Raw genomic sequence first — 22,512 nt, forward strand, 5'->3', positions numbered from 1 at the left:
TTCAGGCGCTGAGGGGAAGGGAGGCGGGTTCCGGTTCGAGGGAGTCGAGGAGACGCCGACGCAGCTCCGCACGCATTTCTTTGGTCATATCGGCGGGAAGCTCGATTTCGCCGATAATGCGTCCGGGCTCCGAAGCCATGACGATGACCCGCTCGGCCAGATCGAGCGCGTCGTCCACGTCATGTGTGACAAGAACCAGAGTTATTGCTGTTCTCTTCTGGAGCGCGAGCAATTCGCTGCGCAATTGGGCGCGCGTCGACGGATCAAGGGCCGAAAAGGGCTCGTCGAGGAGAAGGACGTCAGGATCAACCGCAAGGGAGCGCGCAAGCGCGGCGCGCTGCTGCTGCCCTCCTGACAATTCCCGGACATTCGACCCGCCGCGACCACTCATGCCCACCTGCGCGAGGAGTTCCTCGACCCGCTTGGCCGATTCCTTCCCGCGGCCATCGAAACGCAGGGCCAGCGCAATGTTTTCCGCGACCGTGAGCCATGGAAAAAGCAGCGGCCGCTGAAACATGAGCGTGCGACGCACGCGCCTGTCATTGTCGCGGCTCTCGCCGAAGAGAATATGCCCGGATGTCGGCTTGGTCAGACCCGCCAATATCTGAAGAAGGGTCGACTTTCCGCAGCCGCTTCGGCCGATGATTGCGACGCGTTGGGCGGCCGGCACGCATAGGCTGACATCCGACAGGGCTGGCGTGGGGCCATGACCATAACGATGCGTCACGCGCTGTAATTCGATGAGGGAATGGCCTTGCACGTATCGGCTCCGATTTTTGTCTTGAAAAGACTATCAAATAAGTAGAGTTTATCAAGATTAGAGAAAATGTCGCCTGAAAGCGCGATAATCTTTGTAGAAACAAAAACCTAGCAGCTAGGGAACGGTCGGCGATAGAATGAACGATCTAGAAAAAATTGGAGAAGGACGATCCGGTCCCGCCGTGAAGCGAAAAAGCAGGCTTTCCCCGACCGCCGCCGCGAAACGCGGCGCCAGGAGCGGACGGCCTCCGAACGAAGCGGTGGCCAGGGTCCGATTGCTCGAAGCGGCGATCGGCCTTTGTTGCCGCAAGGGGATTGCGTCGACGAGCGTCGATGAGATCATTGAGGAGTCCGGCGTCGCTCGCATGACGCTCTACAATCGTTACGGCTCGAAGGATGCGCTGATAAACGCCGCGCTCGCGCATGAGGCGAGCGTGTGGCGGGCGTGGTTCTTTGCGCGCGTGGCGGAGACCGCCGGTTCGCCTTGCGAGCGATTGATCGGCGTCTTCGATATTTTGGACCAATGGTTTCGCCGGGAGGATTATTTCGGCTGCGCGCTCATGAACGCTGCGATGGAGTGCCGCAACAGGGATCCGAAACTCGCGGAAATCATCGGAAACCACAAAAGTTACGTGCTGGAGCAGTTGCGCGCGCTTGTCTCCGCGGCTGGCGTCGAAGACATCGAACTGGTGACGCAGCAATTCGACCTTCTGATGGATGGCGCTATTGTAAAGGCGGCGATCAAGAAGAGTCCCGCGCCGGCGTCGGAAGCGAAGCGAATCGCTCAGGCGCTCCTGCTGCATGCGGGGAGAGAGGAATAGAACGCGTGCGCCGTTGCGCGATCGCCAAACGATTGCGCGATCATATTGGCGCACGGACGCCGCGCGCGATATCTGTTTCAACTATCGCCTTTCCACCCGGTTTTCTGTCGCCGGCGGTTCTTCGCTGCGCGACTGTCGTCGTGAAGCAACAGGCGGCTGAATCAAAACGACGGATTCGAAAAATTATTAGACCGATCGGTCCATCAACTTTGCGCCTCATGATGTAAGGCGTTGAAAAATGGCTGATCGGGACGGCTTCTAGATTGGTCGGTATAAAGTTGACTAAATCAGTAGAAATAATCATTTTTTATTCTGCGGGTCCGTTGCGAAGGCAGCGTCGGGATCGCCTGCGGGGAAATTTACGTTGGATCGAAGGTGCGAAATGGCTGGGATATCAATCAAGGCGGCCGGAAAAGCCAATAGCCGCGTCAAATTGCCTTCTCTATTCGCCGGGTCGCTGGTCGCCCTGTGCGCATTCGATGCATATGCGGCGGATGTCGCCGTCGCGACGAAAACGCCGCAAGTCAAAGGAGAGGCGAGTCCGGCCCCGCGGCCGCCGGCGCCCATGGGCGTCTTCGGCGCCGACATGCCCGCTAAGGGAAAGTTCGTCATCGCCGCCATGCCGGTGTTCGCAAATCTGTCCGGCCAGCTGATCGGAACGCGAAGCGTTAGCTCACAATATATCGTCGCAACGGTTCCCTGGTTCGTCGATCCGACGAAAACTGTGCGGCTCGTGCCGCAAAACATCGCTGTCGCGTCGCAGACGGGCGTGCTGTCCTACGGACTCTCCGACGATCTTGCCGTCTTCGTCACCGCCTCGATCATCGAAAAGCGACTCGACGCGCTCACGTTTCGCGGCCTGTCGGGAATCGTGCCGCGCGGGCGCAGCTATCCCGGCACATTTGGCCTCTCCGACTTCACGACGAGCGCGGTCTACAGGATCTATCAGGACGAGATTCACCGCATTCAGGTCAATCTCGGATTCGCCTATCCGTTCAGCTACGACACGGCGCGCTTCGACCTGCTGCAGCCCGACGGCTCCGTTCCTAATATCCGCGCTTTCTACGGCATGCAGCCGGGAAGCGGGACTTTCGATATTCTCCCCGGCGTCGTCTACGCCGGCAATATCGGAAAATGGTCGTGGGGCGTGTCTTATCGAGGACGCCTGCCGCTTGCGAACAATCTGCAGAACTGGCGTTTCGGCGATCTGCATGAATTCAACGGCTGGGCGGGCTACACGGTTTTTCCGGGCGTCACGACGACATTCCGCGTCAATGGAACGACACAGGGCCGGATCTCCGGCTTCGACCGCGAGATTCTGGGGCGCGCCACGCCGACCAATCCCGCATTCTATGGCGGGCAGAGGGTCGAGCTGTTCGGCGGCGGCGTGATCAGCGGCAAGCTCATCGGGCTCGACGCGGCCTCCGTGGCTTTCGAGGCCGGGCTGCCGATCTATCAGAATCTCAACGGACCACAGATCAGCAAGAACTGGCAGGCCGGCGCCTCCTTCCGATTGAAGATCTGACCCGGCGGTTTCGCCGCATGAGGAGCAAAGCGGAAATGGAAAGTCTCACCCCTGCGCTCGACCGGCTCGTCAAGCGGCTCGACGCCCTGCCGCCGCGCGCGCCCGCGATCGAGCTCGCAAAAGCGCTCGAGGCAGAGCTCGAGGTCTGCGACGTCGCGGCTTTCGTCGAGGCGAATGAGCACAACTACAATCGCGCGCTCGTGGCGGTTCGCGAGCATTACGAGGCGCTGGTGATGACCTGGGCGCCCGGGCAGGCGAGCGCTCCTCACGATCATGGCGGCTCGGCCTGCGTCATGAAAGTTCTGCAGGGCCGTGCGGCCGAAGGCAGCTACCATATTGCGGCCGACGGCTTTGTCGATCTGGAATATGAGGAAATATTGAACGCGGGCGAGATCGCCTCGCTGCAAGATTCAGGCGTCCATTCCATTCGCAACGCATCGCTGGACGACGAAACGCTCGTCACCATCCATGTCTATGCGCCGCCGCTTCAGGCGAGCCGCCGCTTCGTAACGCGGTCGCGCGCGCCGGGACCGACGGCGAACGAGCGCACGCCGACGATTGCGATCATCGGCGGCGGTTTCAGCGGCGCCATGACCGCCGCGCATATTCTTCGCGGCGCAAAGGGGCCGGTGAACGTCACGCTGCTCGAACGTCGCGGCGCACTTGGCGAGGGCGTCGCCTATGCGACGCAGGAGACGGCGCATCTCCTCAATGTTCCCGCCGGACGCATGAGCGCGTTTCCCGACCGGCCGAATGATTTTGTCGAGTGGGCGTCGCGCCGTTACGGAGCGGTGCTCGCGACGGACTTCCTGCCGCGCCGCTGGTATGGGGAATATGTGCGCGAGACCCTGCTCTGCGCGAAAGATTCCTGTCGCGACGACGCGAGACTCGGGATCGCCTTTGACGAGGTGCGGCGCGTCGCCAGAAGACCGGGCGGGGGATGGACGCTGCATCTGGGGCGCGGCTCCTCGATCAGCGCCGACATCGTCGTTCTCGCCATCGGCCATTGCCCGCCGTCCGATCCTCTCCATGACAAATGGTCCCAGCCGCGCACGCGCTTCATCAGCGATCCATGGCGGCCGTTCGCAATGGACCGTGTCCGGCCCGACGAACCCGTATTGGTGCTCGGCAGCGGGTTGACCGCCGTAGACGCCGTATTGTCGCTCGCGCGGCAGCCAAGGACCGCGCCGATCACGCTGATCTCGACACATGGGCTCCTGCCGCAAAGCCATGCTGCGACGCCGCTGCCCGTCGCCGATCTTTCGCAGGTTCTGACAAAATTGCTCGCGGCTTCGGGCGGCGTGTGCGCGGCGGACCTGTTCCGGGCGCTGCGGCGCGCTTTTCGCGATCTCGGCGCGTCGGGATGGGACTGGCGCTCGGTCGTGGACGGCGTGCGTCCCTATACGGCCCAACTTTGGCGCGCGATGAGCGTCGCGGAGCGCCGCCGATTCATGTCGCGACTGCGTCCGTTCTGGGAGGTTCATCGCCACCGCATGGCCTTTGCGGTCGGCGAGCGCTTCTCGTCGATGCTGGAGAAGGGCGAGTTGAGTATTCTCTCCGGACAAGTCGTCTCTGCGCAACAGAATGGCGACAATGTCCGAGCCCGCGTGCGCCTGCGCGGGGGCCGCGGCGTTGCGGAATTTGACGTCGCCTGGGTTGTCAACTGCACCGGCCCCATGCCGTCGAACAGACCCGAGTCCAATCCGGCGATCGACTCGCTGCTGTCGCAGGGGCGGCTTCGTCTGGACGAGCTGGCGCTCGGCGTGGAGACAACCGCAGAAGGCAATGCGATCTCGGCGGACGGGGCGCCGATTCTCGACATGTATGTCGTCGGCACGCTGCGCAAGCCGGCCCTGTGGGAAAGCACCGCCGTTCCGGAGCTGCGCGAACAGGCGGCGGGCCTGGCGTCGGAAATCATCGCCCGGCTGCCGCAGACGGCAAAATGACCGGGGTCGACACTGCGACCGCGGCGCATGCGTCACGGCTTCCTGCGAACCCGTGATCAATCATTGCCGATCTGATCCGACAGCGGTCGGCTGATCCGACGGCTCGGGCACGGCGCGCCTTCTCATCATGTGCAATCCCCCCGGGCCATCGCTCGACTCACGACACGACAGGCGGCGACTTCGTTGACGATGGTCCTGGTGGGCTTCCACGCGTCGGCCGGGTCGGCGCCTCATGGCGCGCCGACGAGTTTACCCCGCTGGGGGAAAGGGTAGGGTGAATAGGCACAAGAAAAGTGACCGCGCGCCGTTCCTCGGCGGAGCATGCGCGACTTGCATGTTGAAAATGGTATCAAGCTCTTCGGCGAGCCCGACGAGCCGATGATCGGTTCGAGGGCGTCATACGCTGAAGTTGAAGTATCCCGCAACAAGCGCATCGAACGCCCCCAATGGGGCGAGGAAGAACTTTTCCCTCGGGGGAATCCGTAGCCACGTCGACTTTCGTTTGGCGCGAAGTCCTAGAAAACGCGTCGAATGCTGATGGGGATGCAGCCGGGGAACATGGCTCCGTCGCCGTCCTGCCCTACCGCCATGGATTTTCTTCGCGCAGGCCCTGACACCAGAGATTTCGCCGATACGGCACGGTGGCCGCGAGTTACATCGTCGTTCCGACGCGACCGTCAACATGGGACGGCTGTCATTGCTTGCCGCGAGCAAGGCAACGGCGCGGCGGAATCGGTCATTGATCGTATATGCTCGCTCCGCTCACCTATCGTTCAATCGACGCTCAGCGTCGTGAAAAACTCAAACTTCCAAGTTAACGCCGCGACGAACTCGCTATGTTTCATGCATGCAGTCAGCGTGATTGCAGATTCGTTCGACGAACGAGTGATTTATTGAAAAAGACAGGCGAGCACGAAATGACGACAACAAAATTCCCGGAAACATCGCGGTCCCACGCAGGATTTGCACATGAGCATTCCGCTCTCGCAAAATACCTGACCAGGAAAATCGACGCGATTTCACATGTCAAGAATCAGCTGTCAATGGCGGGGACAAAATGTGCATGAAGGCGGGGTAAAAGTGTACCGGTCTGGTTTCGAGAAAAGGGCCGCACGGCCCTTGTAGTTTAGTTGACGCGGGCGTTGAGGCGCGCGGAGCGTAGCGCAGCGCGGTTCAACGCGCGCGACGGCGATCAGTTCGTCGTGTCGGCGCCTCCTTTGTCGATTGCGGGCGCGTCGGGGAGATCGCGGTTTCGCCGTTGCGCTTTCTTTGCGGTCGAGAGCCGATAGCTCTCGCCGTTCATTTCCAGAATGTGGACATGATGGGTGAGCCGGTCGAGCAATGCGCCGGTGAGACGCTCGGAGCCAAACACCGACGTCCATTCATCAAAGGGCAGATTGCTGGTCACCAGCGTCGCACCGCGTTCATAGCGCTGGCTGAAGACCTCGAAGAGCAGCTCTGAGCCGACCGCCGTGAACGGCGCATAGCCCAGTTCGTCGACGATCAGCAGTTTGACGGTGTTGAGATGCTTTTGCAGCGCGCGCAGGCGGCGCTCGTCGCGAGCCTCCATCAGTTCATGCACAAGAGCCGCGGCGGTCGTGAACGCGACGCTGAACCCCTTCTGGCAGGCGGCGAGCCCCAGGGCGAGCGCGACGTGGGTCTTCCCCGTTCCGCTTGGCCCAAGGGCGATGCAGTTCTGTCGCTTCTCGATCCATTCGCACCGCGCCAGCTCCAGCACGAGCGGCTTGTTGAGTGAAGGCTGGGCGGTAAAGTCAAATGTGTCGAGGCTTTTGACCTGCGTAAAGCGCGCCAGCCGGATGCGGCGCTCGACATTGCGCCGCTCGCGATCAATGCGCTCCAGTTCGCACAGGCGTAGCAGATAGCGCGGGTAATCGGCGCGGTCCTGCGCCGACTCCAGCGCCACCTTCTCATATTCGCGCGCGAAGGTGGGAAGCTTCAGCGCCTTGAGATGATTACCCAGCAGCACCTGCGGCGCGACGATCGTCTGCGAACCTGGCTCATGCGAGATGGTCATGCCGGACCTCCCGCGGTCGTCTCCATGACGCCCGCGATGACGCTCGCGCCGGCGACGAGCCCGAGATAGGCGCGCGGATCCGTCGCGCCGACCGTAGCCGCCGGCAGGTAGGGGTAGAATGTCAGATCGAGCCGCGCGGGCCGGTTCTCCAGCCTGGCCGGCAGCAGCATCTTCACTGCGTCAAAGCTGATCGCGCCAAGACGCAGCGCCTCCGCGACCGCCTGTTCGACCTGATGCTGATGAAAGTCCTCCATCAGCCGCAGCACCTGGATGAACTCGCGGCGCCCGCTATTCCCCATGCGCGCCTCCATCAGCCGCCGCAGACGATGCACGCAGTCGGCAAGCCGCCAGTCGTCGAGCGGCGCGGCCTGATCGAGCGCGCGGCTCTTGTGTTCGAGCAGGGCGAGATAATGCAGCGGGTTGTAGATGAACTCGGCCTTGCCGTAGCTGCGCGCATGCACGGCGATGGTCTCCCCGCCGCAGACAATCTCGACCCGATCGACATAGCCCTTGGCCAGCGCCTCCCGATGGCCGAAGCGCGTCGGGACCGAGTAATCGTTGTTGCGGTAGCGCACCAGCGCCATCGACGACACGCGCGTCGCGACCTTGTGACAGGCGTCATAGGGAGCCGGCGGCGCCGGCAGGAATGCCGCCATATCCGCCTGCATGCGTTCGCCGATCGGCGTCGACTGGCCGCGCAGGATCGCCCGCCGTCGTTTCGTGCAGGCGTCCAGGAACCTCGCGTTCAGCGCCTCGAAACTCTCCGCCACGGGCAGTGGCGTCATGAAGTTGCGCCGGACATAGCCGACAAGCCCCTCGACCTTGCCCTTGTCATTCCCCTTGCCGGGCCGGCCAAAGCGATCAGCAAAAAGGTAATGGCTCTGGAGTTCCGCAAACATTTGCGAACGCAGACGCTCTCCACCCTTCACGATCCTGGCGACCGCGAGACGCGTATTGTCGTAAAGAATGGACTGGGGGACGCCGCCAAAGAAGGCGAAGGCCGCGACATGGCCGTCGCAGAAGGCTTCCGCCGTCTCCGCCGGATAGGCCTTGACGAAGCAGCCGTCCGAATGCGGCAGGTCCATGCAAAAATAATGAAAGCGGACCTTCCTGCCGGCGATATAGGCGTCCGCCTCGCCAAAATCCGCCTGCGCATTCCCCGGTCGATGGCTGAGTGGAATAAACATCTCGCGCGACCGCAACTGCGCCTGCGCGACATATTCCCGGACGATCGTGTAACCGCCGGAAAACCCTTCTTCGTCCCGCAGCCGTTCGAATATCCGCTGTGCCGTATGACGCTGCTTGGCGTGAACAAGCCGATCATCCGCCAGGACCTTGTCGATCCAGGCCATATACGGCCCCAGCTTCTTCGAGATCGGCCGCTCCCGACGCCGATACCCCGGCGGAACCGAATATTGAAGCATCTTCGTGATCGTATTGCGGTGCACGCCGAAGCGCCTGGCCGCTTCCCGCCGGCTCAGCCCTTCCGCCATCACCGCGCGTCTCACCCGGGCATAGAGTTCCACTGTGAACATCCTTTCGGCCTCTCCATGCCAGTCGATGACATCGAGTTCGGCCTATCAGGACCGGTACACTTTTGCGCCGCCGTCAAAGCAGCCCCCAAAGCCGGTTCAGTGGTACACTTTGCCGCCGCTGTTCATAATTTCAGCCGGGTCGCAGAGCTGGGCAAGAGCGCCATCCGCAAGCTCGAAACAAGAACAAAAATTCCCAACTGAACGCCCAACCGCGCGAGGAAGGTCAGGGGCGCATCTATGAAACATATTGATTTTGTTGGTGAGCGCGCTGGGGCTCGAACCCAGGACCCCCTGATTAAAAGTCAGCGGTCATACCCTGACACAGCCGGACGCGAGGCGACAATCGTTGCGACAGATCTGACTGTTTATACTTGCAAAATTTGGCGTTGTCCATCATTGTCGCCGTCACGGCCGGACACGCGAAGACAGGGTCCGGGCGTTACGTCAATGTTACATCGGAAACCGCATGGCCGAGCGCCTGACGAAAAAACTGACGGTCAAACAAATCGAGAGCCTGCGACCGAAAGCGCGGCCGTATGAAACGCTGGACGGCGACGGGCTCTATGTGACCGTGCGGCCGAACGGTTCGAAAAGCTTCAATCTGCGCTATCGCTTCGGCGGGCGTTCCAAGAACCTGACCATTGGCCTTGCCGCCATCGGGCTCGCCGAAGCCCGCCGACTGGCGCAAGAGGCGCGGGCAGAAATCGCGCGCGGCAACGATCCTTGCTCGCAAAAGGCCATGCGCGTCGCCGCCGCCAAGGTTTCGCAACAGCCGGCGCGCGACAGTATTGCGGAAATCGTCGACCTTTTCTTGGAAAAGCACGTCAAGCCGAAGACGCGGCCGAATTCGGCGCGGGAGACGGAACGGTTGCTGCGCCGGGAGATCGTCGCGCGCTGGGGCGACCGCAAGCTGTCGACCGTCTCGCGCGGCGACGTGCGGCGGTTGCTTGAAGAAACGGCGGAACGCGCGCCCGTGTTGAGCAACCGCGTCTTGGCCGCCTTTCGGAAATTGTGCGGTTGGGCGGTTGAGCGCGACATTATCGTGGCAAGCCCGTGCGACAAGCTCAAACCCGTTGCCGCCGAGAACTCGCGTGACCGCGTGTTGAGCGATGACGAACTTGCGGCAGTGTGGCGGGCCGTCGACGGGCTCGGGTTTCCATTCGGGCCGATGTTTCAGTTGCTGGCGTTGACGGGACAGCGCCGCAGCGAAGTCGCGGGCATGACTTGGGCCGAAGTCGATTTGGCGTCGGCGCTGTGGACGATTCCGGCCGCGCGTTCGAAGAACGGGCTCGAACATCGCGTGCCGCTATCGCCGCAGGCCGTGAAAATCATCGCAGCCTTGCCGCGTTTCGCCGGCGGGCAGGGCTTTCTGTTTTCGTCGGGCGACACGCCGCCGTCGGGCTTTTCGCGGGCGAAGCGGCGGTTAGACGACGCATTGTCGACCATGGCGAAGGCGTCGGGCGATGACGGCATGCCGCCGTTCGCGTTGCACGATCTTCGACGCACGGCCGTCAGCGGCATGGCCCGTCTTGGCGTCGCCTTGCCAATAATCGAGCGCGTGGTGAATCACATTAGCGGATCGTTCGCGGGCGTCGTCGGCGTTTACCAGAAGCATCAATTCGACGACGAAAAACGCGCCGCATTGAATGCATGGGGCGCGCATGTCGAAGCGCTCGCTGGTGGCGCGCAGTAGCGGGTCGTTTATGAATTTCGGTTTGTGACCCAAAGCAGACGATCGTCTGAATGAGGTCTATAACCTCCGCAACAAATCAACCACCCAGTAGCCGGACGAGCTGTTAGCGAGGTCGAAGTGGAAAGCGGGACGCCCGGGCTGCCGTATGGAGATATCTATGATGTGGATCGCACTCCTGCACCTTTCGTCGGAGCCGGGCGCACTGGTCGAAAACCGGCAACTTGTCGAGGCGGCGCTGAGATCAGCGGCGGACGCGGGCGCTGAATGGATCGTCACGCCGGAACTTCCTACGACTGGATATGAGTTCGTCGAGCACATCGGCTCCGACTGGATCGAAACACAACCGGATTCATGGGTGCAGGGCGTGGCTGAACTCGCGCGCCGTCGCCGCGTGACTATTTTTCTCTCAGTCCCCGAGCGCGTCGGAGACAAACTATATAACTCTCTGCTCGCAATCGACCGATCGGGGCGGATCGCAGGGCGTCACCGGAAAATCAATGCATTACGCGTTGGCCCGGAAGCCTGGTCCACCCCCGGCCAGGACATCAAAGCCGCTTTCATCGATGGCTTCGGTCTGGTTGGCATGTTGATTTGTGCGGACGCCTACACGCCAAGTATCGCCGAAGCATTGGCACGCCAGGGCGCGCGCGCACTCGTTTCTTCTGCGGCATGGAGGCCGGGCCTGCATGGTCCGAATGGCGAATGGGAAGCCGTCAGTGAGACGACGTCCCTCCCGGTTTTCGTCTGCAACCGCACTGGTCAGGAACGCCAGATCGATTTCACCATCGCACAGAGTGTCGTCGCAAGCGGAGGCAAACGCCTTGTAAGTTTCACCGCTCCGCGCAGCGCCATCTTTCTGGTCGATTGGAGCTTTGATGAGAACCGGCTTGTCCGTCACTCAACGATCGCCCCCATTCTCTAGTCGGGAAGCGGCCACGACCGGGCGCTGGCGCTCGATTTCCCGCCACTTCTCGGTGCAGCGCAAAAATGCAAGGCCCGGGAAGTCGCGCGGCCTGTTGTTGTCAATTCGCTTGACTCATCTCAATCGATCCGGTCCTTATAGAAGAGATGGTTCCCTTCGGGGATCAAAAGGGAACTCGGTGCGCGCATCCGCGTCATGCCGAGGCTGCCCCCGCAACTGTAAGCGGCGAGCCTTAGAGCCATAAAGCCACTGGGGGCATCCCTGGGAAGGCGGCTCAAGGCGGCGACCCGCGAGCCAGGAGACCTGCCATCGTTCGTGGTCACGCGCGAGAGCGTCGGGCGGGGTGCACCGAGGCGGTCAAAGCTATCGTTACGCCATAGGCGCGAACTGACAGCCGAGACCTTTCGCAGTGACGGCCCACGTTGCTGCGAGTCTCGAACTCATGACTTCCCTTGTTTCATTCACCAAGACGGGCGATTTGCGCCTCGCTCTGCATTTCTGCGCGTCCATTCTGCCCTGCGCCCTCTCCGTTGCGCTTGTCTCGCCGGCTTTCGGCCAGCAACCGCTTCCGACGATCGATGTGACTGCGCCGAAACCGAGGATTGGCAGGATCGGCGAACGCCCCGCTGCGCCCTCCGCGAGCCAGCCGGCCCCGACGGATGGCGCGATAGGAGTCGTCGGGAACAACGGGACAGAAATCGGCCCCGGCAATAACGGGCAAATCTGCGCCAACGGCATCTGCAACGATCCAAAATCCTATGCCGCGCCCATCCAATCGCTCGGCACGAAGGTCAATACGCCGGTCATGGAGACCCCGGTCACGACCAAAATGGTCACGCGCCAGATGCTCGAGGACCAGCAGGCCATCACGATCGATCAGGCGTTGAAGAACGTCAGCGGCGTCGCCTTCGCTGGCGGCGGTGACGCGGCGGTGGGCAACGCCTTTACGCAGATTTTTCTGCGCGGCTTCCCTACGCAGAGCTATTTCCGGGACGGTTTCCGCGTCGACAGCTTCGGACTCAATTTCGCCGGCGCCAGCGCCATCCAGATGGCCAATGTCGAGAGCGTCGAAGTTCTCAAAGGCCCCGCCGCCATTCTCTATGGCGCCGTGGAGCCGGGCGGCATCATCAACCTCAATACGAAGCAACCACTGGATAAGCCGGCGTTCTCCGTGCAACAGCAGTTCGGCAGCTACTCGGCCTTTCGTACGACGGTCGACGCGACGGGTCCGGTCACGCCTAAAAAGGATGTGCTCGCGCGCTTCATCATGTCCTATGAAAACGACGGGTCTTTCCGCAACTTGGGCTATAGCCGGAGTATTATGATCAACCCAGTGGTGAGATGGAATATCGACGGCAACACATGGGTGAGGGCGTCGGCTCAATTCCAGCGGGACAACTTCAATCAGGATTTCTATTTTACGCCGTATTTCGGCATGTATACGCCTCTTTGGCTCGGGCGCAGTTTCAATTGGGGGCCACCCTCGCCCTATAGTCAGGAGCAGAATTTCACCGAGTTCACCTGGCATCACGACTTCAACAAGGATTGGTCGATCCAGCAAACCGCCTTCATGCAGTTGTTGAGCAACAACTGGACGAATGCTGGCGGATTCGGCTTCATCTCCGACTGCATCACGCCCGGAAGCACTTCCTGTTTCTCCTTCCCCTCCCCCCACAACGTCACGCTGAACTGGGGTTCCTTTCCGACCTCCAACAGGCAGGCGGAATATGCGACGAACGTCAATCTCGTTGGCCATTTCAACACCAGCGAGTATCTGAGTCACACGCTGCTCTCCGGCGTCGATTATTACCGCTATAATTTCAGGGGCCAGAACCAGCTCCCTCTGAACTACAGTTCAGCCACGATATTGGGCAATCCGCAGCCGCCTACGCCGATCACCGGTCTTGTGCCCTACAACGCGACGGAGCAATACGCCGACAATCTTGGGATCTATCTGCAAGACCAGATCAAGCTCCCCTATGGCGTCACCGTGCTCGGCGGCGCGCGCTATCAATACATCAACAGCCGCACTGGCGCCTCCGACAATTCGAAGTTCTGCGGACCGTATTCGGACAACGCGTTTGCCGGCCTGCTGATACCGTGCAATTTCGACACGATCACCAACAGGGCGCAGCTCGTCAATCAGCGCGTCACGCCGCGCGTCGGGCTTCTGTGGCGGCCCTTCGAATGGGTCAGTCTCTACGGGAACTACGCTGAATCCTACAGCCCGAATTACAATGGCAAGCTGGTCCTGAACACGAACGACCCGACGCCCCCGAGCGCCGGAACGCAGGTGGAAGGCGGCGTCAAGCTATCCCTGCTCGACGGGAGGCTCCAGGCGACCGCCGCCTACTATCATCTGGTCAAGACGAACATTCCGATAGGGATCCCGAACGATTTCACGCATGTCATGGTCATCGGCGAAGGACGCTCGCAAGGCCCGGAACTCGATATTCAGGGCGAAATTCTCCCCGGCTGGAACGTGAACCTCGCCTACGCCAATACCGACGCCATCACCACCAAAACGAATCCGACCGCCCTTGGGGTTCCGACCGTGGGCGCGCCGATCCCCTTCGTCCCGCGCAATGTCGGCTCGCTCGCGACCAGCTACGAATTCAGGACCGGCGAATTGAAGGGCCTGAAAGTGGGCGGGCGCTACGATTACACCGGCTATCTGCCGATTTCGCACACCGCCAATGATGGGACCTACATCTACGGCCAGTCGACGCCGGGCTATGGGCTCGTCGGCCTGTTCGGCGCCTACGAGTTCAATGTGGACAAATTCAAGGTGGTGGCGCAGCTCAACGTGAGCAACCTCTTCGACAAGACCTACTTCATTACGGGCGGTTTGGTGCCGCAGAGCTTCGACGCCTTTCATCCCGGCGGCTACGCCGTGCCCGGCACGAATCCAATCCAGACAGGATGGAACCTGCCGGGCTACAATTACAATGTGATCGGCGCCCCGCGGATATTCCGCGGGTCGATCAAGGTGTCGTTCTGAGCCCTGGGCTCCATTGCAAGGAAAACGCATCGCCATGACACAAGTCGCCGACATAGCGCCCACACGGATCATCGAGCCCGACGGAACGCCGCTTGACGTGTTTTCCCTGCCGACGGATGCGGCAAGTCTCGAAGAATTGCTGCGCGATCTTTTCGAGAACCATTGGCGCGAGATCACCTTCGGCATCCTCATTCAGGGCGCCGCATGGGAGATGAAAGCCGATCGCGCGCCGACCCGGATCGGCATGCTCGACGGCTATCTGACGGTCGCCTTCGGCGTTCCGCATTTCCACATCTGCATCAACGAGACCAAGGGAACCCGTGCACGCCCGACATCGCCGGAGGTCGCGCGCCACCGGCGCACGTCGCGGGCGGAGATCTATCGGCGCATCGGTCGCTCCTGCGTGCCGATGTCGTGGGGCGTCCAGCTCTTCAACGGCGCCAACGAGCAACAGATCACGGTGCTGCTACCGAACCCCTTCCTCCATCCGGAGACCGACAAGATCCTCAAGGAACCGGATTGGTCCCGCCTCGCCCTGTGGGACAAGCTCCGGGCGAGGTGGTTCGGCCTGACCGAACCCGATCCCATCGATCGCTCGGGCAGCCGCTTCACGCATGCCTGAGCATCACAACCGATCCCGGCGCCGGCGACGCCCGTCCGAACTTTCCCTCGTCGTCCAACCAAGGAGACAAACATGACCGAAGCTGCTCTGCCTTCCTTCCTCTCGCGTCCGGCGACCGGCATCATCGCGCTCGCCGTCGGGAGCGTGCTGTTCACCCTCGGTTTCGCGTGCGCCGTTCCGCTCGCCGCTTTCGCCGCGATCGGCGCAATGTCCTTCGACCGGCGCGCGGCGCTGGCTGCGATCGGCGGGGTGTGGCTCGCCAACCAGGCATGGGGCTTCGCTTTCATGCATTACCCCATTGATGGCGAGACCTTTGCCTGGGGCGGCGCGCTCGGCGTCATCGCCTTCCTGTCCTGCGAGGCCGCGGGACTGGCGACGCGGCGCTTCTCCGGCGGCGCCGCGACCCTCGTCGCCTTCCTTTCCGCTTTCGTCGTCTACGAGGGCGCGCTCATCGCCATCGATCTCGTCACCAACCAGAGCGCCGACGACTTCGCCCCGGCGACGGTCGCGCGAATCTTCCTTATCAACGCCTGCGCCTTCGGTGGACTGTGGGCGCTGAGGACGGTCCTAGCGAACACCGTGATCGGTCGTATGCAGTCGTCGACGCTCGCGCCGCGCCACATCTGAACTCTCTGACGGAGCGGCGGCTGAAACCCGTCGCTCCGTTTTCTGAGCATCGGTCATTCCATGAAACACTTGCCTTTCAGGCTCGAACTGCGTCACCCCTTACTCATCGTCCGCTTCGAGGCCGAACAACGGATATTGGGATGGTCGCTTACCAAGCCCGGCTTCGCGAGGACGCGAGACGTCGTCTGGCTCGAAGTGCGTGACGCGGACCTCGGACCGCATGTCGACCCTCTCGACTTCGTGCGCACGAAGCTGTCGGCGCAAGAGCTTGATGACGCGGCGGCCTTCATGACGGCGCGCGAGATCGCCCGCCATCACATGGCACAGTCGCGAATTGGCACCGCTATCGTTACCTGCGTGACCACCGTCGGCTTGACCAATGGGGAAAAGGTTGGAGAGCGGCGCGGGTCACATGACTGCGTGGCTGGAACGATCAACACGCTAGTCCACGTCTCCCATGCGCTTTCCCCGGGCGCTTTCGTCGAATCCATCTCCATCGCGACGCAGTCGCGTACGGCGGCCATCATGGACACGAACAAGCTGCGCGACGGCCTGACCATCACCGGCACGGGCACGGATTGCATCATCGTCGCTGCGCCGGAAATTGACGCCCCTGAAACTCGCGCAGGCCTCCACACCGACCTTGGCGAGGCCATCGGCGCCGCCGTCTATGACGCGACATACGCAGGTGCCGCGGAGTGGAGCGTGGAACTGGATAACCACTAGACCATGATGAGCAGATTCCAAGTAAAACGCGATGTCTGCTTCTGGCGCTTAGGAGACTTTCAAGCCGACCGGTCGCTGGCGCTCTATTTCCTGCCACGCTGGCGAATTTTCACGTTGCGTCCGCGACACGACCAGCCATAATAGATCACAGACGACGGTTTGGCGTCTATAAAACTGCCCCGTGAACGACGACACGTAGAAAGCGTCAAGCCTGCCAACTGGCAATCGGCGGGTCCGTTCGAGCTGATGTTTGGGATTGGGTAGCGACCATCACGCGGCGTTCAACACGAACGCGTCAGCGGCCCACGAACGGCAATCTCCTTGCAACAGGCCAGCGCAGTGCGCGGCCCAAGGGTTTGCCGTCACATGTCCAAAAATCAAATCGACGACCTTGAACTTATCGCCGACCCGAAGCTCGCGAAGCTGCTGGGGTTTTCGCTGCGCTCCTTCGCGCGTTGGGATAACGACCCGAGCACGGGCTTTCCTGCGCCAATCAAAATCAACGGCCGCAACCATCGCCGCCGCGCCGAAGTCGACGCGTGGCTGAAGGCGCGCGCGCTTGGTTCGATGAAGGCCGGCGCGACGAAGGGCGGGGGTGTGACGAAGGGCAGGGGTGTGACGAAGGGCAGGGGAGTCGCGGCCTGAAACGCCTTGAAGGCCGCCGTCTTGCGTTCGCGCCGAAGGCTTATGGCCAGCGCACGGTCCGCTTGCACATTGCTGTCCTGACAATGTGCAGGACGATGAAAGCCCTGATATTTCAATAATTCGCGACGGGCGGCCGGGAGCTGGCCGCGAAAAAGTAACGCTGGCGGCGTCGCTCGCGAGCAGTTTTTGCGACTGGCGGCTGTGTCATCGGCCGGCGCGGGCTGTGTCATCCGGCGACGTTTTTTGTTTCATCGGGCGACGGTCTTCGTCATCGGCCATCGGTCTATGCAACCGAACTTCGCCCGATTTGTCATAAGCGGCCACTCTATTCATAAGACTTCAGTCATTGTTGCAAATGTTCGCTGCTTTCGGTTGTCAACCGTCCTGTGTTTTGATGTCAACCAAGTATAGGATTATTGACAAAGCGTATTTGCAGCCATTTTTACAGCGGTTCTCAAACGAAGACGGTTGACAGCGAAACGGAATGAATCAATAAAAGACAGTAAAAACAATATGTTACATGAAAACGAAAATGGTATTGACAGTTCCGAATATGCGCGCATTACTTTAGGGCATGACGCAGACACTTGAAAAAAGCCTTCCCGCCGCAAGGAACAAGGGCGGCCGTCGTCGCGTAAACAAAGTCCCGCTCATGGTGTGTTGCGACCGCGCGCTGGTCGACATGCTTGAACAGGCCGCCGCGCGGCGTGGCCTTGGCCGTTTGGAGCTGCTGCGAGTCATCGTCGCCGAGAAACTTGCGGCGGAAGTTCTGGAGCTTGAGCGTTTAAGGGGGCGAGAGCCCGAATCGAAAACGCAGGCTGCACGCGTGACCGAATTGGCGGACGCCGGATAGTCGCGCGCCGTGACAGCGAAACGACGACGCGGACGACGCCTGAAAGCGGTTTTGCGACGGTAGCCGTCCGCTAACGATCAATCGTTTGGGACTACCAAAATGGACGAAGCCCAAAAAGCTTCGGGCCTGAAGCGGTTGCGCGCTTCAAGCCCGAACGGTCAGCAGATTAAACACAACGTGACCATAGCAAATAACGCGTCGGCGTCAACCTTTGCGCATGGCCTCTCACAAGCGGGAGGGTGCAATGGTTGACGATCCCGTGCCCCCTGTCACCATCGATCCAGAGGATGACATCGACTTCGGGCCGCCGCCGAGAACGTCGGTTGGGAAGACGCGCCGCACAACGCGCGAGGATGCGGCGACGGACGGTGGCGCACATGAAAGCCGCGCGGCGACGGACGGTGGCGACATCGACGTGGAGATTGTCGTTTTTCGCAAGAGCAAGAGTGACGAACCTTTATCGAAGGTCATCCAATTGGTCGACGGCAAACCATCGTCAGATAGTTCGCAATGCCGCATGGTTACGGGCCTCTGCCGGCGGTGGCCCGTGAAATCGCTCGATGACTTCGCGTCACTGATCAACACGAAACTGACGGCGCAGGACGCTATCGCGCTTGGCGCAATGAATGACGGTCTCGGCGTGTCGCTCGGCGCCAAGCCAATAGTCGTCACGGCGCAGCGCGCCGCCAAAGACGGCTTCGCACCGCCTAATTTCATCACGAGGACAAAGGAAAACATTGCTTATCGCGCTGGACGCCCCGCCTTCGTGCTGTTCGATTTCGACCTAAAGGGCCAGCCCGCCGACGTGAAAGACCGCATAGCCGCGCTGGGCGGGCTGGAGCCCGCGCTGGCGAGTGTTATGCCTGAACTGATGCAGGCGGGGCGTGTGGTGCGCCTTTCCACAAGCGCGGGGCTCTACAACGTCGACACGGGCGAAGAATATCCCGCCAGCGGCGGGATGCATATTTATGTGCTCGTTGCAAATGGCGCGGACGCGACACGCTTCCTCGCAACTATGCAGAAACGCTTGTGGCTGGCGGGGCTTGGCTGGCACGTCGTTAGCCGGGCGGGAAGCTTGCTGGAGCGTTCTCCGGTGGATACCGCCGTGAGCGACGGCGCGCGGCTTGTGTTCGAGGGCGGGCCCATCGTGACGCCGCCACTGGCGCAACATCCCCGCCCCGCCGTCGTATTTGATGGCCCGCCACTGGATACGCTCGTCGCCTGTCCGCCGCTTACAGCCACTGAAACGTCGGCATTTAATCGCTTGCTCGCAGAGTCGCGCAAACGGCTGAAACCGGAGTGCGCCAAACAACGCAGAATCTTCAAGCAAGAATACGTTGCGAACTTGATTGGGCGCGGCGTTAACCCTGAAGCCGCGCGAGAGGCGGCGACCGCGCTTGCGACGCGACAAGTCCTGCTGCCGACTGCAATGCTGGAGTTCGACGACCCGTCATTGGGAGTCGTAACGGTCGCTGACGTGTTGGCCGATCCCAAGCGTTTCGCAGGGAAGACGCTGCGCGATCCAATCGAGGGCCACAATGATCGCGCCAATCGCGCAATCGTTACCCACGGCGGCAAGAAGATTTTTTCGCATGTGCACGGCGGGGTTATTTACACACTAGGTCACGACACGGCGACGAAACGTGCTGGCGTCGAAACATCGGCCGATGATTCGACAGTCGAAACTGAAAGCCGTGCTGCGCCCCGCCGAGGGAAGCGCGTCGACCCGCCGGGCGGCGACGAAGAACCGACAGCCGACTTCGCATTGGTCGCAACAGGAAGTTGTCACAAAGCCGGCGACGGAGTCTACGCGCGTTGCAGGTCGCTAGACCCTGCGGAGGCGATGGAACTCATCAACAAAGAACATTGCTTCGTTCTGGAGAGTGGAAAGGCGACCGTCATGCGGCGCGTCTGGCAACCACAGCTGGGGCACCACGCCTATGACCGCCTGACGACACATGATTTCTGCGCCACCTTCACAAACCGCTTTGTCGCAGTTCCGACCGCCAACGGCGGTGTGAAGTATGTTCCCCTCGGGAAGTTTTGGCTAGCAAACCCGATACGGCGTCAGTGTCTCGGCGGTGTCATTCTTGATCCGTCAAATCAGGCTGGAGACGAATATCTGAATCTTTGGGAGGGTTTCGCTGTCGAGCCGCGCAAAGGCACGTGGCGTCTGATGCGACGGCACATCTGGAATATCATCTGCGGCAAAAACAAGACAGCGTTCAAGTATGTCGTTCGCTGGATGGCGCGCGCCGTCCAGCATCCTGAGTTGCCGGGCTATACGGTTATCGTGACGCGCGGTGGGGAGGGCACCGGCAAGGGGCTTGTCGGTGCGACGCTCGTAAAACTTTTTGGCGCGCACGGGCTGCATATCGTGCACGCCGAGCACCTCGTCGGCCGGTTCAACGGTTTTTTGCAAAGGACAGTCGCGCTGTTCGCCGACGAAGCTTTTTTCGCTGGCGACAAGAAACATGTTAGCGTCTTGAAGGCGATTGTCACTGAAGAAATGATGGCGATTGAAGAAAAATTCAGGGCGATCTTTCAGGGACGTAACTTTCTGCACATTTTCATGGCGAGCAATAACGATTGGGTTGTTCCGGCGAGTCTCGACGCGCGCCGCTTCGTCGTTTTTGATGTCGACAACGAAAAGCAAGGCGACAGGCAGTATTTCAAAGCAATCCTCCGTGAACGCGAACACGGTGGACTCGCCGCCATGCTCTACGACTTACAGCGCGTGGATTTAACTGCTTTCGACGTGACCGACATTCCGAAGACGGAAGGACTGAAACGGCAGAAAACTCTGTCCCTCGATCCATGCACGGCGTGGATGTTCGAGGTCCTTCACCGCGGCTACGTCTACGAGTCGAAGCATGGTCTTCCCGAGTTTTTGGAGTGGCGTGACGACCTGTCGAAGGACCTGTGGTTCAAGTCCTATGTGGCTTACGCGAACAGTCGGCGAGACAGGCATACGTTGAACCGCGAAGACTTTGGGCGCCGACTTCTTGAGATGGGCGTTGACGGGACTCGCCGCACACGCCATGCTGTCATCGGTGAAGGGCACGCCCGTGGCGTTAGCGCGATACAGATCGCGGACGAAGACGGCGACACGAAAGTTATGGCGCGGTTTGCTTTCGAGCCGATCCGCACGCAGCCCGGAAGTAGGGCGACGCCGATTTACCAATATGGCCCAACACTGGCCGAGGCGCGGGAAAAGTTTGCGCAGGCAACGGGGCTGACGCCCGATTGGGGCGATGACGGCAAGGATGTCGAAATTTTAGACGACTTGGACCAGCTGCCGTTCTGAGGCGAACCCGCCGCTTGTGCGGGGCAACAAACAGAGAACGTGCGGGGTGCCCCGCACAGAGAAACGCACACCCCGCACAGCCGGTCCAATAGGTGTTGCGCAGGCGCGAGGCCACGCCGCGCCTCCTCTGAGCTGGGAGAATGTCCGCCGCGAAGGCATGCCACTCCACCGGGGACGCCCGCCGCGAGGCCGTGCCGGCCCGCCGCGCGCCGCCGGCGGTGAAGCCGACACGCCGCCGCTCCGCCGCCCCCGGCCGCCGTTGCAGGATGAGCGTTAAGCTTGGCTTTCCGGCCAATTTGGCCGGAAATTTCAGCGCCCCTACGTTTTCCGGGCCTTTCCGGGCGACAGTTCGTTTACAATCCCGATTCCTGTCCCGGGCTTGGCCGGCATTCGCGCATTTCCGCCGGCCGGCGAGGGATTGGTTCGGCGGCTGGCGTCGGCTCGGGCGTTCGTCCGCCGGCTGTCCGGCCGATTCGGCCGCCGGCCCGCATCGGCGCGGACAAGCCGCCGGGAGCGGTCCGTCGTCCGAAACGCCGTCGAAACGACGCCGCCAGCGTTACTTTCCGCGCGGCCGCCGACGCGCAATGAGCGCAACACCATGTTAACACTGGCGTTTTGCCGGTCTGCACATTGTCAGACAGACAGTGTGCGCGTGGTTTGGGGGCCGTGGCGGGAGGTTCGCGCCGCATCGGCGGGAGACTTCAGCCGTGCGCCGCGTCGGCGTCCGGTTCGGCCGTCGCCGCGTCCGTATCGCCTTCTGGCCCGTCATCGCCCGCCCCGGCGGCGTCCACAACGGCCGCCAGAAGCCCCGCCGACGCGTCCGGCGACTGCCCGGGCAGTTCGGCCGCCCCCGAGGCGTCAAGCCGCTCCAGCGCCCCCCGCAAGCCCGACATGCCGCGAAAGCGAAATTCACCCGGCGCGGCGCGTCCGGCCTCCAGCCTTTGAACACGCCGCGCGAGGCTGCGCAGTCTCACGCCGAACGCTCCGCTTCAAGCTGGGCGATGCGTTCCTCCAGCCGTTGCATGGCGTCGATTTCGAGGTAACGCCCTGTCAGCGCCGCCATTGCGGAGCCCTCGGAAGGCGACAGCACGCCCGCAGCGGTCGCGTGAAGAATGCGCGCCAGCGCTTCAAGCGCGTCGGTGACGCAGCGAATGCGCGGCAACGCAACTTTAATCAGCCGCTCGCGGGGCAACAGCCGATCCAGCAACAACCGTTGCGCGCCTACGTCGCCGCTCTTCGCTGCATCGATTGTCGCCTGAAGGATCGCCTTCGCGTCGCCGTCCAGCATCCGCTTGAGCGGCGACATGCGCGCGCTGTAAGTGCCGCGCGGCCTGCCGCGCCGATTGCCGCACTCGCCCTTTTTCCAGCGTCCGCGCCGTTGTTTCGTTGAATTAGTCGCGGGCGTTAAATCCGGCGTTTGGCGCTCGCCGGGAATTTCGCCTCTGATTTCCTCGATTCCGAGCATTTGCCACCTGATATGTGTTTGTTTCCCGAG

At 61.6% G+C, this 22,512-nt stretch carries 19 protein-coding genes and 1 riboswitch; of the genes, 13 read left to right on the forward strand and 6 right to left on the reverse strand.

The genetic code is table 11. The features are described from left to right. Position 1 precedes the first annotated feature (1 nt). Entirely contained in the window at positions 2–760 is a 759-nt protein-coding gene (locus MET49242_RS19655; RefSeq protein ID WP_051134332.1) for an ABC transporter ATP-binding protein, read from the reverse strand. Positions 761–896: 136 nt separating this feature from the next. On the opposite strand from MET49242_RS19655, the gene MET49242_RS19660 reads away from it, so the two are divergent. Beyond that, positions 897–1,580: a TetR/AcrR family transcriptional regulator gene (locus MET49242_RS19660; protein ID WP_051134333.1), complete on the forward strand. Its 684-nt coding sequence runs from the start codon at positions 897–899 to the stop codon at positions 1,578–1,580. A gap of 40 nt (positions 1,581–1,620) precedes the next feature. Here MET49242_RS19660 and MET49242_RS25265 read toward each other — a convergent pair whose 3' ends face one another. After that, the gene (locus tag MET49242_RS25265) at positions 1,621–1,884 is read right to left on the reverse strand and encodes a hypothetical protein (protein ID WP_144259712.1); all 264 of its coding nucleotides are present in this window, start codon (positions 1,882–1,884) and stop codon (positions 1,621–1,623) included. Between the two features lie 78 nt (positions 1,885–1,962). Here MET49242_RS25265 and MET49242_RS19665 point away from each other — a divergent pair, with 78 nt between their 5' ends. Both MET49242_RS19665 and MET49242_RS19670 read left to right on the forward strand, forming a co-directional pair. Next, a complete protein-coding gene (locus tag MET49242_RS19665) occupies positions 1,963–3,105 on the forward strand; it encodes a hypothetical protein (protein WP_051134334.1) in 1,143 nt (380 codons plus the stop codon). Positions 3,106–3,140: 35 nt separating this feature from the next. Then, positions 3,141–5,051, forward strand: a complete 1,911-nt coding sequence (locus MET49242_RS19670) for an FAD/NAD(P)-binding protein (protein WP_051134335.1) — start codon at positions 3,141–3,143, stop codon at positions 5,049–5,051. Positions 5,052–6,243: 1,192 nt separating this feature from the next. On the opposite strand, the gene istB is transcribed toward MET49242_RS19670, so the two are convergent. After that, the gene (istB, locus tag MET49242_RS19675) at positions 6,244–7,086 is read right to left on the reverse strand and encodes an IS21-like element helper ATPase IstB (protein ID WP_036285529.1); all 843 of its coding nucleotides are present in this window, start codon (positions 7,084–7,086) and stop codon (positions 6,244–6,246) included. Then, positions 7,083–8,621 carry an IS21 family transposase gene (istA, locus tag MET49242_RS19680; protein ID WP_051134336.1) on the reverse strand — a complete coding sequence of 513 codons (1,539 nt, stop codon included), beginning with the start codon at positions 8,619–8,621 and terminating at the stop codon, positions 7,083–7,085. Before istA ends, istB begins: the two co-directional genes overlap by 4 nt. A gap of 15 nt (positions 8,622–8,636) precedes the next feature. On the opposite strand from istA, the gene MET49242_RS25270 reads away from it, so the two are divergent. From MET49242_RS25270 to MET49242_RS19725, 10 genes are all read left to right on the forward strand, one after another. Next, a complete protein-coding gene (locus MET49242_RS25270; RefSeq protein ID WP_144259713.1) occupies positions 8,637–8,822 on the forward strand; it encodes a hypothetical protein in 186 nt (61 codons plus the stop codon). 265 nt (positions 8,823–9,087) lie between these two features. Then, on the forward strand, positions 9,088–10,314 hold the full coding sequence (locus MET49242_RS19685) for a site-specific integrase (protein WP_051134337.1): 1,227 nt from the start codon (positions 9,088–9,090) through the stop codon (positions 10,312–10,314). 160 nt (positions 10,315–10,474) lie between these two features. Then, a complete protein-coding gene (locus tag MET49242_RS19690) occupies positions 10,475–11,236 on the forward strand; it encodes a carbon-nitrogen hydrolase family protein (protein ID WP_244430857.1) in 762 nt (253 codons plus the stop codon). Positions 11,237–11,366: 130 nt separating this feature from the next. Further along, positions 11,367–11,562, forward strand: a riboswitch (cobalamin riboswitch). A gap of 83 nt (positions 11,563–11,645) precedes the next feature. Beyond that, the gene (locus MET49242_RS19695; protein WP_244430858.1) at positions 11,646–14,237 is read left to right on the forward strand and encodes a TonB-dependent siderophore receptor; all 2,592 of its coding nucleotides are present in this window, start codon (positions 11,646–11,648) and stop codon (positions 14,235–14,237) included. Between the two features lie 34 nt (positions 14,238–14,271). Then, entirely contained in the window at positions 14,272–14,859 is a 588-nt protein-coding gene (locus MET49242_RS19700; RefSeq protein ID WP_051134338.1) for a hypothetical protein, read from the forward strand. A 72-nt stretch (positions 14,860–14,931) separates the two neighbouring features. Then, a complete protein-coding gene (locus MET49242_RS19705; RefSeq protein ID WP_036285535.1) occupies positions 14,932–15,486 on the forward strand; it encodes a hypothetical protein in 555 nt (184 codons plus the stop codon). A gap of 60 nt (positions 15,487–15,546) precedes the next feature. Beyond that, positions 15,547–16,212, forward strand: coding sequence for an adenosylcobinamide amidohydrolase (locus tag MET49242_RS19710; protein WP_051134339.1), 666 nt, complete (start codon positions 15,547–15,549; stop codon positions 16,210–16,212). Between the two features lie 366 nt (positions 16,213–16,578). Next, complete coding sequence (locus MET49242_RS19715) at positions 16,579–16,857, forward strand: AlpA family transcriptional regulator (RefSeq protein ID WP_036285537.1); 279 nt, start codon at positions 16,579–16,581, stop codon at positions 16,855–16,857. 574 nt (positions 16,858–17,431) lie between these two features. Continuing rightward, entirely contained in the window at positions 17,432–17,710 is a 279-nt protein-coding gene (locus MET49242_RS19720; protein ID WP_036285539.1) for a hypothetical protein, read from the forward strand. A gap of 244 nt (positions 17,711–17,954) precedes the next feature. Next, complete coding sequence (locus MET49242_RS19725) at positions 17,955–21,017, forward strand: primase-helicase family protein (RefSeq protein WP_036285541.1); 3,063 nt, start codon at positions 17,955–17,957, stop codon at positions 21,015–21,017. A gap of 701 nt (positions 21,018–21,718) precedes the next feature. Here MET49242_RS19725 and MET49242_RS19735 read toward each other — a convergent pair. Both MET49242_RS19735 and MET49242_RS19740 read right to left on the reverse strand, forming a co-directional pair. Next, positions 21,719–21,991: a hypothetical protein gene (locus MET49242_RS19735; protein WP_036285545.1), complete on the reverse strand. Its 273-nt coding sequence runs from the start codon at positions 21,989–21,991 to the stop codon at positions 21,719–21,721. Continuing rightward, positions 21,988–22,482, reverse strand: coding sequence for a DUF5681 domain-containing protein (locus tag MET49242_RS19740; protein WP_051134340.1), 495 nt, complete (start codon positions 22,480–22,482; stop codon positions 21,988–21,990). The genes MET49242_RS19735 and MET49242_RS19740 overlap by 4 nt, the downstream gene beginning before the upstream one ends. Positions 22,483–22,512 lie beyond the last annotated feature (30 nt).

Source organism: Methylocystis sp. ATCC 49242, from assembly GCF_000188155.2.
GTDB lineage: Bacteria > Pseudomonadota > Alphaproteobacteria > Rhizobiales > Beijerinckiaceae > Methylocystis.

Bases quoted from the DNA above. Each gene is read 5' to 3' on its own strand.
- MET49242_RS19660 (WP_051134333.1), top strand. From the start codon at position 897: ATGAACGATCTAGAAAAAATTGGAGAAGGACGATCCGGTCCCGCCGTG.
- MET49242_RS19725 (WP_036285541.1), top strand. From the start codon at position 17,955: ATGGTTGACGATCCCGTGCCCCCTGTCACCATCGATCCAGAGGATGAC.
- MET49242_RS19740 (WP_051134340.1), bottom strand. From the start codon at position 22,482: ATGCTCGGAATCGAGGAAATCAGAGGCGAAATTCCCGGCGAGCGCCAA.
- MET49242_RS19715 (WP_036285537.1), top strand. From the start codon at position 16,579: ATGTCCAAAAATCAAATCGACGACCTTGAACTTATCGCCGACCCGAAG.
- istA (WP_051134336.1), bottom strand. From the start codon at position 8,621: ATGTTCACAGTGGAACTCTATGCCCGGGTGAGACGCGCGGTGATGGCG.
- MET49242_RS19690 (WP_244430857.1), top strand. From the start codon at position 10,475: ATGTGGATCGCACTCCTGCACCTTTCGTCGGAGCCGGGCGCACTGGTC.
- MET49242_RS19700 (WP_051134338.1), top strand. From the start codon at position 14,272: ATGACACAAGTCGCCGACATAGCGCCCACACGGATCATCGAGCCCGAC.
- MET49242_RS19665 (WP_051134334.1), top strand. From the start codon at position 1,963: ATGGCTGGGATATCAATCAAGGCGGCCGGAAAAGCCAATAGCCGCGTC.
- MET49242_RS19720 (WP_036285539.1), top strand. From the start codon at position 17,432: ATGACGCAGACACTTGAAAAAAGCCTTCCCGCCGCAAGGAACAAGGGC.
- MET49242_RS25270 (WP_144259713.1), top strand. From the start codon at position 8,637: ATGCCAGTCGATGACATCGAGTTCGGCCTATCAGGACCGGTACACTTT.
- MET49242_RS25265 (WP_144259712.1), bottom strand. From the start codon at position 1,884: ATGATTATTTCTACTGATTTAGTCAACTTTATACCGACCAATCTAGAA.
- istB (WP_036285529.1), bottom strand. From the start codon at position 7,086: ATGACCATCTCGCATGAGCCAGGTTCGCAGACGATCGTCGCGCCGCAG.
- MET49242_RS19710 (WP_051134339.1), top strand. From the start codon at position 15,547: ATGAAACACTTGCCTTTCAGGCTCGAACTGCGTCACCCCTTACTCATC.
- MET49242_RS19670 (WP_051134335.1), top strand. From the start codon at position 3,141: ATGGAAAGTCTCACCCCTGCGCTCGACCGGCTCGTCAAGCGGCTCGAC.
- MET49242_RS19705 (WP_036285535.1), top strand. From the start codon at position 14,932: ATGACCGAAGCTGCTCTGCCTTCCTTCCTCTCGCGTCCGGCGACCGGC.
- MET49242_RS19685 (WP_051134337.1), top strand. From the start codon at position 9,088: ATGGCCGAGCGCCTGACGAAAAAACTGACGGTCAAACAAATCGAGAGC.